Origin of the sequence: Mesorhizobium sp. M0062 (genome assembly GCF_040323125.1) — a bacterium.
Lineage (GTDB): Bacteria > Pseudomonadota > Alphaproteobacteria > Rhizobiales > Rhizobiaceae > Mesorhizobium.
This window is the reverse complement of record NZ_JAMYUO010000043.1, coordinates 1-13,983: the sequence shown is the minus strand read 5'-3', so window position 1 is coordinate 13,983 and position 13,983 is coordinate 1. Positions and strand designations below refer to the sequence as shown.

Here is a 13,983-nt window from a genome sequence, read left to right as displayed (position 1 = left end):
AGTGTGCGCCGACATAGTGTCTGAACCATAGTGCTACACGTTGACGGCTGCTCTTAGGATAATTAACCGATCATCGGAGCGGCCGAACTGAGGCTGCCGTTCAGACCGTAGAGAACTCGGGAGGAGATGCTGACGCCCGCGGAATACGTGCCAGAAGTCGATGCCTTCCGCACGATCAAAAGCCGAATCTAGTATCCTACTTTGTCCATAAGCACCCGCAACTCGGGCTGAGGCGCGACCCAGAAAGTTCGAAAAGCTTCCAGGAAACCCCAGCCCAAACTGGATGCCTTCTAGGCAGCCTTGCTCCGCGACCATTTTCGGTCGGCGCTTATCTCCCGTTTCTCCCAAGTTGAGCAGCGTCCGGGGATCTATGATCGACGTACCGATGACGCCAGCCTGGATGAGAAGCCATCAACTGTAGTCGACCCTTTGGGCGTCTGCTTCCTCCTAACCGCCGGAGGAGAAGCCGCAACACGAGGAATGGGCGGAGAACGTATCCAGACCCTCAATCGCCTGGGGCGGGTTCATGATTCGCTGAGCGATCGGATCGTCTCTCAGCGCCGGATCCGACGCGACAGCCAATTTCAACGCATTTACCGTATCCTTGGGAAGAAGGATCTCTAAGCTGCCGCCCGGGCCGTTTTTGTCCAACCAATCGCGAAAAACCTGTTCCTTGCCATGTCTGCGATACATATCGAGAACTTGAAATATATCCCGCGCCGCAAACGACACAGGCTCGTCAGCCGTCATGAACGTGACAAGATTGCGTGGATCCGATTGGTCGGACATGGAGATACCTTCCTAGTTAGTGTTTATGTGGACAACCGTCTGGAAAGCCTTTCTCGCAATCGAGCGGTCAACAGCGCGCGCGGCGTTTAGTGAAGTTGGGTCACCCGTTGCTGACAAGAACTGCCCCTCGTATTGGCCTCGGGCGTCCCGGAAATCACTGTTAGCAGACTCGGGTATCGACAAGCCGATGACAACTTTATGCGTGTCGATGCGCTTTGTTTCCGCAACAAGTCCTGCCTCTGCGAGCCGGAAGCTGCGTTCTGGCAGGGGATTGAACACCACCTTCGGGGAGGCCGTCCCGCTAATCGTCGTTTCGAAATTCAGGGTCTCAGTAATAGTCGGTGCACTTCCTGTTGCGTCTTTCTTAGCTGCCAAGTTGCCGAGCAGGCTGAGGTAGACAAAATTGTGCAGCATGCCCTCGACGCCTATTTGACCCGCGATCGGGTAAATGTAGTTGGGTCCGACGATCTTGCCTCGACAGCCCCCGTAGGGCGGATGAGCGATTAAGTTATCAACTTTGTCAGTGACGGTAAATTCTCGCGTGTTCTGACGGGAACGATCCAAACTGGCATCAACTCCGAGCTCGAACAATCTTGCGGGAAATTTATCGAGAAACGATGTAGATGCCGATAATTGGTTGTCCAATTTCATATCAAGTTCAAAGTTGTACGCGATACCACTTGACCAAAATAGAGACACCAGTTTTCTGGCATTGCCGGTAAGCGCCGAGGGGGAGAAGCGAGTAATTTCGTCGGGAGAGGCCTTCAGTTGGCGTCCGATTTGCCGCGAAGGATCGTCGACCCCCTCCCCGCCAGTCAAATAGTCGACAAGAGTATTGCGAATGCTCTGGCGCATTTCACAACGGATTTGATTCACGATTCCAAACGTATCAACGCCCGTCACCTCTTCCGGCAACGGTCTTATAGCACATCCGGAAACCATAGTTTGTGCTGCTATGACAGCCGTCAATATCCTTTTCAAGATAACGCCCGCCCTTGATTCGCCCTACATGATTGAATGAGGCATCAGGACATCTTATGGGCTCAGGAAACACTCTCTCTCTTTCTTTTCCACAGAACAGTTTGCTATACTGGCGATCAGGCTATCGATGTTCCATTCTGGCAGACGACGAAGTATGGGATAAAAATTGACCCATTGACATGCGAAAGCCCCGACCTACCGTTCGCATCTGGCATTCACACCGACATGCGCAAAGGGCACGATGGCCTCGCCACGCTGATCCAAGAACATCTCAAGAAGGATCTTCTCGGGGCATCCGTTCGTGTTCCGCGGCAAGAATACCTCGCTCCTGAAGATCCCTTTTGGGATGGCACGGGGCTTTGCCTGTTCACCAAGCGAATCGACCGTGGAAACTTCTGGTGGCCGGGTTGGCGGAGCCAGGTGGCTAGGTGCCGCTGTCGCCGGCGCAACTCGCGACGCTGCTCGAAGCGATCGATTGGCGTACGCCGCAGCGCTTCTGGCGACCGCATCTGGCCAGGTGAAATTCGCAGCAAAGACGCAGCAAATCGAGGGAAGTTGCTGCTCAGACACGGCTGATGTCGTCGAGGATCGCGACGGTGAGATCGAGCGTCTTCACTCGATCATCAAGCAGCTGCAGCGCGCGCAGGTCGGCTACCGTTCTGTGAATCGGCTTGGAAAATTGGAGGCGCCGATCGGGAGGGAGTTTTGGAAACCGTTTTACAGGGTAGCTGGCCTGCAGCGATCGTCACCACGGCAAGTTTGAGACTCGGCGCGGTCGCTAAAAAAGCAGTGGCTTGCCGGCTATCTCAACGAGGTCAACGAGGTCCGAAAGATCCGACCGTTGGGGATTGGTAGCAATAGTGCCCGAGGCGATAGGAACCTCGACACCGAGCTCTCTCCTAAACACTTGGGCGTCTGCCTCCACACTGACTCCGATGCGGCCGATTCTCAGTACCTTGAAACCACTTTGTTTCAATACGTCCGCAGCCAGTTTCATCCGCACTGGCTGGGAGCCAGTTTGTCCCGGCGGCATTCGAACACGTACCGTGGCCCTCGTTTTCATGACCAGTCACCTTTCATGGCGACCAAGCATACACGGTTGTCAGCCATATGGCAGGCGATTGGTTATCAAACTTGTGCGAGGGCTTTGGCCGCGTCGACGAGACCGTATCCAACCGCGTTGTTGGGCTGGCCTACGGCCGGGAATCCCATTGCATTGCGTCCTTGAGAAATCGGTGTGCATGACCCGGTAAGCATGGCTTTGACTTCGCTGGGCGACAGGGTGCGCCCCTTTGCCTTGGCTCGCTCAAGCATCAAAGCGACAACCCCAGCAATTTGCGGTGTCGCCGAGCTCGTCCCTGATGCGCCGACCCATCCGTCATCGGGAAGCGTACCGTCGCCGGCAGGATAATCGGCGCCTCCTAAGTCTCGGTCCATTTCGTTTGCGGGCTGGGTTGGCATCATGATGTAGATGGCTCGGGGGGTCTGGCCGCATAATCCCGCTACATCCGGCACTCTCCGATTCAAGAACATACCGCTCATATAGCCGCTGGCATAGTTACTTGCCTCCAACCCGAAATTCTCGTCACTGTAAACGCCCCCCACGGAAATCACGTCGGGCTCACTGCCCGGCCACGCATAGTGGCCGTTTCCTGACGCGAAGAGCACAATTTTGCCTTCGGCAATGACATCCAGAAGGGACGCTTGGAGGATCGGAAAGACCTGCTCTCGGTCATAGCCCCATGAGCAGCTTATGATATCGGCTCCCTGATCGGCAGCATCCTCGATTGCATCCTGCGGGGGGTCGGTGTGCTGGAAGCCTAACACCTCCGCACCGGGAGCGACCGCAAAGACGTTGTAAGTGATTGCCGTGCCGTGCCCCTCCACGTCGATGTGCGGGCGCGGGGCTGAGTTCGTCTTTACCGGCGTCAGCGCGAGCTTGTTTTTTGTGTAGTAAGGGTGCGGAAAAAAGCCTGTGTCGACGACCGCCACGCGGACACCCGCCCCTGAGACACCTTTAGGCACATTTAGCAGCTTGCGGATCGCAGCTTCATTGAGTGAATGGAATTTTGCATTGGGCGCTTTTGCACTGGGTTGCGCGAAGAACAGAGGAGGAGGAATGAACACCAAGTGATCAACGCCATCGGCTACTTTGCTGGAAACACTCAATGACTTTTCGGGCGCCAGAAACAAATCTTGCGGGCTTGGCTTCCAAAAGCTCTCAGCGAACATCCGAGTTGAGCGCAATGGGGACTGCTGCGGGCTGGCCTGCACGACCAGTTTTTGCCCGATAATTTCCTGAACAACATGGGCCGGACCGCGCATCGAAACGGAGAAGCGGCCGCGCCGCACAACCGTGCAGCCGACGGCCTCAAGTTTTTCGAGCGCACGTTCCCGTTCCTCTGGAAGCGGTCGAAAGGGATCGATATTGCCGGAAGTCAGCAGGCCAATCTGTGCTTGAATGGGCTCACCGCTTTTCGTCGAGGTTGCGACGCTGAACGGCACCTCCTCTGCCAAACGGGCGATGCGCTCAGCCAACGGCTTGGAGGTTTTGACGATCGGCTCGAGACCCACTCCGAATGACAATACCTTAGGCGTGGGCCACGTGCGCACACGACGCACCACAATCTTTGCCTTACCGATCGTTGTTCGCGAAATTTTGCGCGCTGCCATACCAGCCCCCAAGATTCTTGTTAAGATCACTCGCCGAGCGCCGGCGGTGCCACCGCCTAAGTTGTCAGCGCCCCTGCCCGTCTGGAGACGCCAGCTTTCTCAGGGTGGGGTAGAACTGCACCCACACATTGTCCTTGCTCGCATGGGCCTTGTGACAGTTGGCGCACGCGACATCCGGAAAAGCCGGAGCTGATGGCAGGACCATGGCGCCGTTGTTGAAAACATAGTAGGCCCATGCGGACCCGCTGGGCTGCCTGCCAGGTCTGCTTAAATCCTTAACCGCGACCTGAAGGCCCCGGAAGTCGCCGTTGTATTGTCCTGCGGCCAGGACGCCTTTGGGTTCTCGGTCCGCGGCGGCGAATATTTCCATAACCAGGGTCGTGGGATCCGCGAACTCTCCGGTTTCTACAAAGACCTTGTAGGCGTGGGGATCGAGGTAGACATTGTGGAACAGTGCTTCGACCGCGCGCTCGGCCTCAAGCGAAGTCATGGCGGCAAGATTGTTCTTGTAGGACAAGCCCAGGTTAGAGCCCACAAAGACCCAAGTGTCGAATCCTTCAGGAACCTTAAGCTGCCCATTCTCCTCGTAGGTCGGTGTAAACTCCGAGGGGTCGGCGGCAACGGGACTTGCCATGCTTAGCAACAGAACGCCGAGCACAGCGGAACGGGCGGGTGAACCCTTACCGCTCATCTTAGCTTCGCTCCACAACATGTGAGCCCGCGGCGTCCTCCACGACCACCGAAGCAACGGTTGTCGACAAGATTTGCTCCTTGATCGTGGTTGGGAAAGGGGTTCCCGCCTGGCCAGCCGGCAGCGGCTCCGTTACCAGTCGGTATCGCCGCGTCTCGATGGTTGGATCGGTGAAGTCAAACCAGGCCCTCGAACTCACATCGTCAAGCGTCGCATTGCAGCTCAAGGCCAGGTTTGGACCAACTTGCCGGAGCTTATAGTTTGATCCAGCTGCCAAGGTGAGCTTCTTGCATCCCTCAGCCGTCCATCGCTCGAAGACAGCGATCCACTCGTCCGGCCAAGGCCCTCCTGTCATTCGGGTGGGCATGGGCGTGGCGTTGGTGAGCTCGACAAGAATCTCCTCAGCGTGCGCGCATACAAAATCATAATTCCAAAGGTCTATCGGATCCGGTCCGATGCGTTTGGGCAGCATGTGTGCCCAGTCGATCACCCGAAACATCGGCCGAATATGCAGTTCAAATACCGGCGTCCGGGCCATCTACCGCTCCTCAATCTCAAGGCGCTGGATGAGATTTGAGATCGAAGCAAGGCGGTCATTGACCGAGTCCTGAAGGTTGACGCGCTCGGCGGGCGGTACAAGGGGTAGCGCCGAGGTGACGACCGTCAACTGCCAGCCGTCCAAGAGATCCCGGCCATTCGCCTTGCTCAGATCGACATATACGCTCGCGCCGCCATGGTGGCCGTGTCCTGCGCGACCCTTCCAAATCACAAGGCGGTCAATCAAGAAGCCGTCGCGTTCTGAGGATGGACCGCCGGCTAATGGGTCAAAGCCCGCGGGATGAACATAGACCAGGATTTCGTAGCTCGCCTCAAGAGACGGCGACACACCGACCAGCTTGAGCAACCGCCTCGCGCCCTCCTTGGTTGGGGCGGCCACGCTAGTCGTCATCGCGCGCAGGCCAACTCGATCGGGCGACAGCGCGTTGGTTGTTCGGGTTCCTGCCATCTGTATTTCGGCCTCGCCATCCGCCGCGAAATCGAACTCATACAGGTAACCCAAATCCATCGTCGCGACGATCATTTGGTTGACGGTTCGACTCTCCGGTTCAACCCACACGGTAGCCGCGCCATTCTGGGCAGTTTGGCTATTAAGTCGCTGCCAGCGAGCCCAGGTAAGGTCGATGAAACTGTGGAAGGACCAGAAGATCGGGTCCTCGGCTGCAGTTCCAGGATCGCCCATTGTGGGGCCGATCGTACCATGCATGGTGTTGTGGGCATGAAGCTCAAGATAGCCGTAGCTCGGTGCCGGCTTTGCGTCCCCTGCAAACAGATTCCAGTCGTCTTCATTTATCGCGACGGCAATATCGGCGGGATCCCATTGTGCCGGTCCCGCGTCAACACCCCACCGGCCAGCATGAAACAGCGGCGAAGCCGTATCTTCGAATGCTTTCGGAAAGCGTTTGCCCGAGGCGTTTTCCTGCCAGTTCCAATATGGGAGGGTAATGTTCGAGGTACGAGGAGGATCCGATGCACGTAGGAGATCCTCAAAGAGCAGCAGGTGAATGCGGTGCCAAGGTAGGAATTCCTCGCTCCCATGTTCGCACGAACCAACCGTGCCGTCCGGATGAGTGCGATCCGCGTTGTGAAGTGCGGCTTGATAGTCGTACCCGGCGGGATCATTCGGATTGACCTCGCTCCGCTTCCGGAGAATCGAAATCGCATAGCCGTAATCAGCGACTTCCTGCGGTGTCAGCTGATCGATGTTTTTCCTCGTGCGCGTTTCGCCCGCCACGGCGCGCGAGTGGAATGCATTGAAGAGCCATGGGCCAGTGAGGCTTCCGCAGGTGAGAACGCTGAGTACTGACCGTCGGCTAAGCATTGCTTCCCCCTTGGGTACTCCGAAAACCGGACGATGGATGAACCGTCTAAAACACGGCCTGTCACAGCTTACTGTCGGCGGCGTGACTCGGGCGTGACAGCCCCGGTAGCGGAATGATTGTCGTCTGATTGCCGGTCCGCAGCTGCCGCCGGTTATGAAAAGGTAGTGCAGAGTTCGCCGGGCTACGGAAGAGAATTCCTTCGCTGGCCCAATCGGGCGAACCTTCAGCCGCCGGACTATGCAGGCGCGTTTTGCTCAAGCCGGGGAGCGCCTTGGAATTAGTCGGCAACCCGTGCCAGCGACTTGTCACGCCCGAGTCACGGCGCTGCGGCTACGCTTCAATCCACTTCCGCGAACTGCAGGGGGGTCAGCCCGGGTTCGTCGCAAAAGACTGGAGTGCACGAAGGCCCACGCAGCATTTGTTCGCGTGGCAGTGGGTGCTTCTGATGAGTAGCGAGGAGAATTGACAGCCCAATCGGAGAGCAGACGCCATGTCGTCGTCCTTCTACCTTCCAATTCTCGGCACAATCTTATTCTGTATTCCGTCCCTTGCATTTGCCGAGACAAATATTCGTCTGGCAAGCTGGAACATCGCCAATTTCCATCACCACGTCGACGTGGAACTTCGCGAAGGAATTGGTACAAAGCGCCAACAAGCCGATTTCGAGGCGTTAAAGCGTTACGCTGAAGGACTGGCCGCTGACGTAGTCGCACTGCAAGAGGTCGGAACCCAGGAGGCGGTTGCTCGCCTGTTCCCCGCGTCCGAATATCAGACTTTCATTGAGTCTCGATATGTCGAGGACACGCAGGCCGCAGCCTCGAAGGATATTCACGCAGCTGTCGTCGTTCGCAAGCGAGATGACATTAAAGTCCTTGAGCAAAGGGACATCCTCGGCCTTCAGATTGCCGATGTTGATGAAGACGGAGGCACTCACTACACGCGACGCGGCACGGCTTTGAAATTGGACGTGTTTGGGACTTCGGTCTGGGTGGTCTCGGTCCACCTAAAGTCGAGCTGTTCAACGCAGGCCGCGCCCGATCAGAGCACCGATACGGATTGCTTGATCTTCTGGCAGCAGCGGCTCCCGTTGAAGGAATTCATCGACGAGCGAGTTGCGGAGCACACGGCCTTCATCATCGCCGGTGACTTCAACCGGCGTTTCCGCCAGTTTAATTTCCAGGATCCGATGTGGCGTTTTCTAAATGGCGAGAACCTCGATGAGCCGCTTCTCGTAGCGTATCCGGAGACCGTCACAAGGAAGTGCCCAACGCGACTTGGTGCAAGCACCCAGCCAATTGACTGGATCGTGATGGACGCGAAGGTATCGGACTGGTTCAAAGAAGGCTCGTATCGGGTAACGCGCTCCAAATTCGCCGATGTAAGCGCCGCCGGTGGGCAAGGGAGCGATCGGTTAAGTGATCACTGCCCAATCCAGATTGATCTCGTCCTCCCCTAGGCACAGCGCGCAAGCGAAAACGCCAGCCATGACCAGTGATCAACGGGATCGGATTGAGAGAATGCAGATGTACGACGCCTTATCCTCAAGCCGGAGCGAACATAGTGTCGTCGAAGCGCTGGCAGTCTACTGAGGTGGCTAGCCGCGCCCAGCCGCAAATTTTGAGCCAGGGTGGGCATGTTTCAAGGACGCAGTTTCGACATGATGCTCGGCTGAAGAAACAGGCTGTTTTTTTTTGCGAATAGCCGCGGATAGGGGGTTAGTGGCGAAAAGCCTTGCGTCAAATCGTGCCATGACATCCCGAACGACGTTTCGATTGCTACAGAATGCGAACCTCGTTGGGATCGGATACGGTGCGAAGGAGACAGCCGGGAAGATCACCGGTGACCTAGCCGTCCGGGTTTATGTTAGACGAAAAATTCCCCTGGCTGATCTCGCACTCGATCAGAAAATCCCTCGGTTTGTCGCCGGAATAGCGACTGATGTGATCCCGATCGGCCAGCCGCGCTTTCATTCCAGGCCTGCGCATCTCGGCATCGGAATCAGCCACGTGCGAGGCAAGGCAGGCTCCCTGGGCTGCTTGGTACGAAAGCCCGGCGATGAGGCCTGGTACATACTTTCGGCGTGTCATGTTTTGGCGCTGTCCGGCGCCGGTGAGATTGGTGACTTGATCGTCGAGCCGCCTGCACCGTCGGCAACTTCGACACGGCTTGCTGTTCTGGCTGATTTCGAGCCTCTCCAGATAGGCGACGAGCCGAACAGGTTCGATGCGGCGGTCGCTCGTTTGGACCATCTAGCCGACGTCACCAACATGATCCCGGCGATCGGTGAGCCGCAATGGCCTCTTATGGAGCCCTTGCTCTATCAAAGCGTACGCAAGCACGGCGCAACCTCGCTGCACACGGTCGGGGTGGTGTTGGACACCCAAGCCGAAGGGCTGATCGTCTCCGGTGGACAATCATATGCATTCGCCGATGTCGTTTTCGTCGGTGGCGCTGAGAAGGCCTTCTCTCTCGGAGGAGACTCCGGTGCGCTCGTCGTCGACGCGATGTCGCGGCGGGCTGTTGGACTTGTCGTCGGTGGTACCGCGCGAGGCACGTTCATAAGCCCGCTGAAGGCAGTTTTTCGCCGATTCGGTTTGGAGGCACCAACATCGACGCCAGTCGTCTAACAAGGAGGACAGTTCATGCCCCTGGCCAATATATTCATTTGCACTTCCATCAGGCTGTCCGCCGCCTGTCTGCTATCCGTCTTCGCGGCTGGTATTTCCCGAGCGGAGGAGATTTCGGCCGGACATCCTCGCAGTCAACTCAATGGACACGCCTTCCAGCTCAAACAGTTCCAGGTGGAGGGCGGTAGCGAGCAGGCTGCGATCGCATACTACAAGGATGTGATTTCGAAGCAGCTTTTTCCGGGGCAGCCAACTGATGCGATCCTATCTACGTCTATCGCCGATCTGCTTGCATATTTTGGTCATACGAACGTCAAGTCGAGCGATCTTCACGCCCTTACCTCGCAGCAGTTGATGGCGCTCGGCTCGAATGATGAAATCCTGGCGATCCGTTTTTTTGCGCCGAAAATCACTGATGTCGCGGAAAAGCCAACCGATCCTCCGGCCGGCGGTTTCGGCTGGCGCAAGCTGGTCAGGTTCAAGGCGAAGGCGGGCTCGCCGGCCGACTCGAACGGTATTGGAACGCTTTATGTCCTGCAGAATACGTTTGAGGCAACCGCAACCGGCGACCCGTTCGATCCCGACCGGAATGTCTCCAAATTCAACCAGGTCATCATCACACGCAAACTCGGCAGCGGCCCGTACACTGGCGACAAGCGGCCCACTTTCTTCATGACTTATGGTCCGTTCGTTAAGCTCGATTCAGCCGGCAAACCGGAAAAGATCGATGGCGCCTTTCAAGAAAACGGACCGATCATCTTCAATCTCAAAGCGACGTTCGATGAGGACGACCGGGATCCCGAAACCAATTCGGCCGCGCAAGAATACTTCGTCGCGGATTCCTGTCAGCAGTGTCACGGCGGGTTCTCTCAAGTGAGAGGAAAGCTGAATTTCCTCGACACCGATCATTGGTTCGACCGTGTGCTGCCGGAATATGGGCTGACCGACTCAAAATTTAACGAGGAGGATTTCACGTCACTGGCGCAATCGCCGTTCGGCCTTCTCTACGACGGCGGCAAGGACACCGCCGCGCCGGAATTTGCATCGGCGTTCGACGCCATCAGGAAGTTCAACGAGGAAGTAAAAGCACAGAATACCGAGGTTGGGGGAGGCAACAATTTTCAGCTTAACGCAGTCACGAAATGGCTTGAACTGCATGGGCCGGGAGCATCCGGAATAAACCGAGTCCCGCCAGCTGGGCGAGGCTTCGGTACCGACCCCTGGAACCCGGCCCGCGAAGAGGATCGCAAGCTCGTCTACTACCTCAACCGATACTGTTATCGGTGTCACAGCTCGGTCAGCTACAACGTGTTTGACCGGGCGGCCGTCGCGCAGAGAGTCGCCGGCATCAACGAGCGAGCCGTGGATGTCGGTGACTCCGGATTCTGGATGCCTCAGGACAGAATTTTCCCCGGTCTTGCCATAAACCAGGGTGTCCCGGAAGCCACGGAGGATCTTCGCGAGTTCCTGGATCTCCTCAATGGAATGCAGTGATCGGTCGCATGACGTCGACCAAACCTCAACTTCGAAGGGAGGAGCGTTGCTATGCCGTATCGAATCTATCCAGCGATAGGAATTGCCAGGCTCGGAAACGACCTCGACAGGTTCTATGTCGGCCCGGAACGACCCGGCCATCGCGGCGTCGAAATCGACGCTGCGGGGGTGGAGACGGCCGTCACCGAATACAAAGTCGACGCAGATCAGGTCAAAAGACAGGCGGCAAGGTTCAGGTTGTTCGAACTGCCGCCCGATGGCGGAGCACCTCAGCCTGCGCAACTCGCCGCTGGCTCGACCGTCGAGTGGACCGTGCACCTGGCAAACAGGAAAGCTGCAGTACAGCGGCCGGACGGCCCTCCCTCACAGCCGCTTCGACCACAGCTCATTGCAAATGCAAGTCAGCTGCTCGTTGACCCGGGCAGCCGTTCGATCACTGGCGCCAGCGCCTTAGCGGTTCGCTTCAATACGGGCGAGTACAAAGGACGACGCGTGCCACTCGGTGAGTTACGGACGGATAAGGACCAAAACCTGCTGGTCTGTGGCGGGTTCGGTTTTTCTTCCTCGCCGACCAACGCACCGCTCCCAAGTTTTTATACAAATCCGGGCTGGCACGACGACACATCGGATGGGTTCGTGAAGGCAAAAATCCGGCGTGCCGACGGCAGTTTTGACGAGGATGTCGAGGGGGCATGGGTGATTGTCGGACCGCCGGACTATGCGCCCGAAGTCCAGGGTGTCGTCACGCTGTACGATATCCTTGCCGATGTCGGCCACGCGAACTTCGGCGTTCCCGCACCGGCCCAAATCTCATTTACAAACCACATTTTTCCGATGCTGCTGAGGACCAGGCGGCTGCAATGGGTTAATTCGGACCCGAACTGGAGCGAAGTCAGCGAAGATTGGGCCGCGCTGGGCAACAACACAGCCGCGGCTGCGGCGCTGCGCAGTGAAAACGCTGACCATGTTCGCGATATCGAAGGCCTGCTGCAACGCTATCGCCTAACGAGCTTGCAAAACCAGGCTTTGGATCAATGGGTACTCGGAAATTTCGCTTCGGACTGGGTTGGGTTACCACAGGTTCCAGCTGGTTTGATGGCGGACGGACTGACACGGGCGGCGCTCGACGGTACTATTGGCCGGGGATTCTATCCTGGCATCGAGGGGGGTATCCTCCTGACTGACCCAACGATCTATCGGGTTCCCTTCGACTACCGAATCGACCAAGCTCAGCTGGCGCCCGGCGACCTGACTGCGCACATGGCGCTGCCCTGGCAGGCGGATTTCTTCGACTGTCGTGGTAACTGGTGGCCATCGCAGCGCCCCGATACCGTGCGAATTTCCGCATCGTCTCCGGCTACGTTGCAGTGGGCGCGCGGGGTCACCAGCCACCTTGACATGGTGCACAACTTCTCAAAATTGGGATTCGTCACTGCGCAAGTGGATCCGGCAGGCAACACCGTGTTCGTCGAGACCCAGCGATCCGATCCAAACCTGTTCGCATGAGCAGAGAGCCGGAACTCGACCTCGATGCCCTGATCATCGGTGGCGGCCCGGCCGGCAGTGCCTGCGCAAATCGGCTGGCACGAGGCGGAGCTCGCGTCGCCATCGTCGAGGCAACGGATTATTCGGCCTTCCGTATCGGAGAAGTCATAGACTCTTCAGCCCAGTCGCACCTGTCATCTCTCGGTCTTGAAGCGCTGGAAACCCAAGCGTGGGCGTCTCGCTGCAGCGGCGTCATGGCCAAGTGGGGAAGCTTGGCGAGCGAACCGCGGGTCCCGATGCTGAAGCTCCAAGGTCGGAGCTACCGTCTGGATCGCAATCGGTTCGACCAAGCTTTGTTCAATTCAGCGGAGCAGGCTGGTGCAGCAGGATTTACGCGCAGCAGGGTAACAAATCTCGAAATCGACCAGGGCAAATGGAAATTTGCGCTGCAATCCAGCGAAGGCCTGGCTCAGGGTCGAACAGAATGGATAGTGGCCGCTACCGGCCGAAATCGCCGGGCTCCCGGTACTCCGTCGCAGTCCAAACACCGGCTGGACCGACTTATCGCAATCGCGATGATCGGCGGGGGCGAGAACTCGGAGGCGCATATCTTGCAAGAAGCACTGCATCTTCAAGCCGCGTCGAGCGGCTGGTGGTATTCGATAACAACTCCCAGCGGTCGTATCGTCGTGGTTTTTTTGACCGACGCCGACCTGCTCCCCGCCGGAAAACGAGCACAGTCCGAGTTCATGCTGACCCAATTGTGTCAGGTTGCGCTGCCGGTGCTTACAACGAAGATCGCCGAGACATGCTTGATGGAGTACAGGTGGTCTGGGTTTGGCGCGGGATCGGGCATCCGAACTATCGGAATGGCGCAAAATTGGATAGCTACTGGTGACGCGCTCACGGCCTATGATCCGCTTTGCGGCAAGGGAATAGCATGCGCGCTTGGATCGGGCATTGAAACAGCCGATTTGATACTGGATTCCAGCTCACACGACGGCACGGCACGGTCGAAGTGGGCGGATCGCGTCATGCGGCAATACAATACGCATGCAGTTGAACGACTCGCCAACTACGGGCTGGAGCGCAGATTTTCCAAATCGACGTTCTGGCGACGCCGGCAAGACTGATTTGTGGTGTGCAACGCTTGCGGGATGCGGCAGGGGCGCGACTTGTGGCAGGCTGAGCAAAGTCGCGGGTGTCGGTCGCACCCAAATCCCCCATACCGGTAATGTGCTGAGAGTTCTGCAAATTCGCTGAGAGGGGGCGGTCATTGCAGGCTGGTGATTGTTCACGTCACCTGATTCCCGCGAAGGAACGCCACCATGACCAAGACTGAAGTTAAGACCGCCAGCGCTGC

General features: G+C 57.5%; 12 protein-coding genes. 6 read left to right on the top strand and 6 right to left on the bottom strand.

Annotated features, from left to right (window positions below):
• Nucleotides 1-447: 447 nt before the first annotated feature.
• Both NKJ64_RS29595 and NKJ64_RS29590 read right to left on the bottom strand, forming a co-directional pair.
• On the bottom strand, nucleotides 448-789 hold the full coding sequence (locus NKJ64_RS29595) for a hypothetical protein (RefSeq protein ID WP_023685868.1): 342 nt from the start codon (nucleotides 787-789) through the stop codon (nucleotides 448-450).
• Nucleotides 790-801: 12 nt separating this feature from the next.
• Nucleotides 802-1,758, bottom strand: coding sequence for a Y4kA family protein (locus NKJ64_RS29590; protein WP_352463774.1), 957 nt, complete (start codon nucleotides 1,756-1,758; stop codon nucleotides 802-804).
• A 48-nt stretch (nucleotides 1,759-1,806) separates the two neighbouring features.
• Between NKJ64_RS29590 and tnpB the strand changes: the two genes are divergently transcribed.
• Nucleotides 1,807-2,346 (top strand): IS66 family insertion sequence element accessory protein TnpB, encoded by a 540-nt coding sequence (gene tnpB / locus NKJ64_RS29585; protein WP_198031560.1) that lies wholly within the window; start codon nucleotides 1,807-1,809, stop codon nucleotides 2,344-2,346.
• Between the two features lie 552 nt (nucleotides 2,347-2,898).
• Here tnpB and NKJ64_RS29580 read toward each other — a convergent pair.
• The 4 genes from NKJ64_RS29580 to NKJ64_RS29565 form a co-directional block, all read right to left on the bottom strand.
• Nucleotides 2,899-4,443: a S8 family serine peptidase gene (locus tag NKJ64_RS29580; RefSeq protein WP_352463773.1), complete on the bottom strand. Its 1,545-nt coding sequence runs from the start codon at nucleotides 4,441-4,443 to the stop codon at nucleotides 2,899-2,901.
• A 64-nt stretch (nucleotides 4,444-4,507) separates the two neighbouring features.
• Entirely contained in the window at nucleotides 4,508-5,134 is a 627-nt protein-coding gene (locus NKJ64_RS29575) for a cytochrome P460 family protein (RefSeq protein WP_031204492.1), read from the bottom strand.
• A 1-nt stretch (nucleotide 5,135) separates the two neighbouring features.
• Nucleotides 5,136-5,672 (bottom strand): hypothetical protein, encoded by a 537-nt coding sequence (locus NKJ64_RS29570; RefSeq protein WP_023685861.1) that lies wholly within the window; start codon nucleotides 5,670-5,672, stop codon nucleotides 5,136-5,138.
• Nucleotides 5,673-7,013 carry a tyrosinase family protein gene (locus tag NKJ64_RS29565; protein ID WP_352463772.1) on the bottom strand — a complete coding sequence of 447 codons (1,341 nt, stop codon included), beginning with the start codon at nucleotides 7,011-7,013 and terminating at the stop codon, nucleotides 5,673-5,675. It abuts the gene before it with no gap.
• Nucleotides 7,014-7,504: 491 nt separating this feature from the next.
• Here NKJ64_RS29565 and NKJ64_RS29560 point away from each other — a divergent pair, with 491 nt between their 5' ends.
• The 5 genes from NKJ64_RS29560 (at nucleotide 7,505) to NKJ64_RS29540 (ending at nucleotide 13,753) form a co-directional block, all read left to right on the top strand.
• Nucleotides 7,505-8,470: an endonuclease/exonuclease/phosphatase family protein gene (locus NKJ64_RS29560; protein WP_023685859.1), complete on the top strand. Its 966-nt coding sequence runs from the start codon at nucleotides 7,505-7,507 to the stop codon at nucleotides 8,468-8,470.
• Nucleotides 8,471-8,732: 262 nt separating this feature from the next.
• Nucleotides 8,733-9,641, top strand: coding sequence for a chymotrypsin family serine protease (locus NKJ64_RS29555; RefSeq protein WP_352461186.1), 909 nt, complete (start codon nucleotides 8,733-8,735; stop codon nucleotides 9,639-9,641).
• 15 nt (nucleotides 9,642-9,656) lie between these two features.
• Nucleotides 9,657-11,135, top strand: a complete 1,479-nt coding sequence (locus tag NKJ64_RS29550) for a hypothetical protein (RefSeq protein WP_031204489.1) — start codon at nucleotides 9,657-9,659, stop codon at nucleotides 11,133-11,135.
• A 51-nt stretch (nucleotides 11,136-11,186) separates the two neighbouring features.
• Complete coding sequence (locus NKJ64_RS29545; protein WP_352463771.1) at nucleotides 11,187-12,641, top strand: LodA/GoxA family CTQ-dependent oxidase; 1,455 nt, start codon at nucleotides 11,187-11,189, stop codon at nucleotides 12,639-12,641.
• Complete coding sequence (locus NKJ64_RS29540; RefSeq protein ID WP_023685855.1) at nucleotides 12,638-13,753, top strand: NAD(P)/FAD-dependent oxidoreductase; 1,116 nt, start codon at nucleotides 12,638-12,640, stop codon at nucleotides 13,751-13,753. Before NKJ64_RS29545 ends, NKJ64_RS29540 begins: the two co-directional genes overlap by 4 nt.
• Nucleotides 13,754-13,983: the final 230 nt, after the last annotated feature.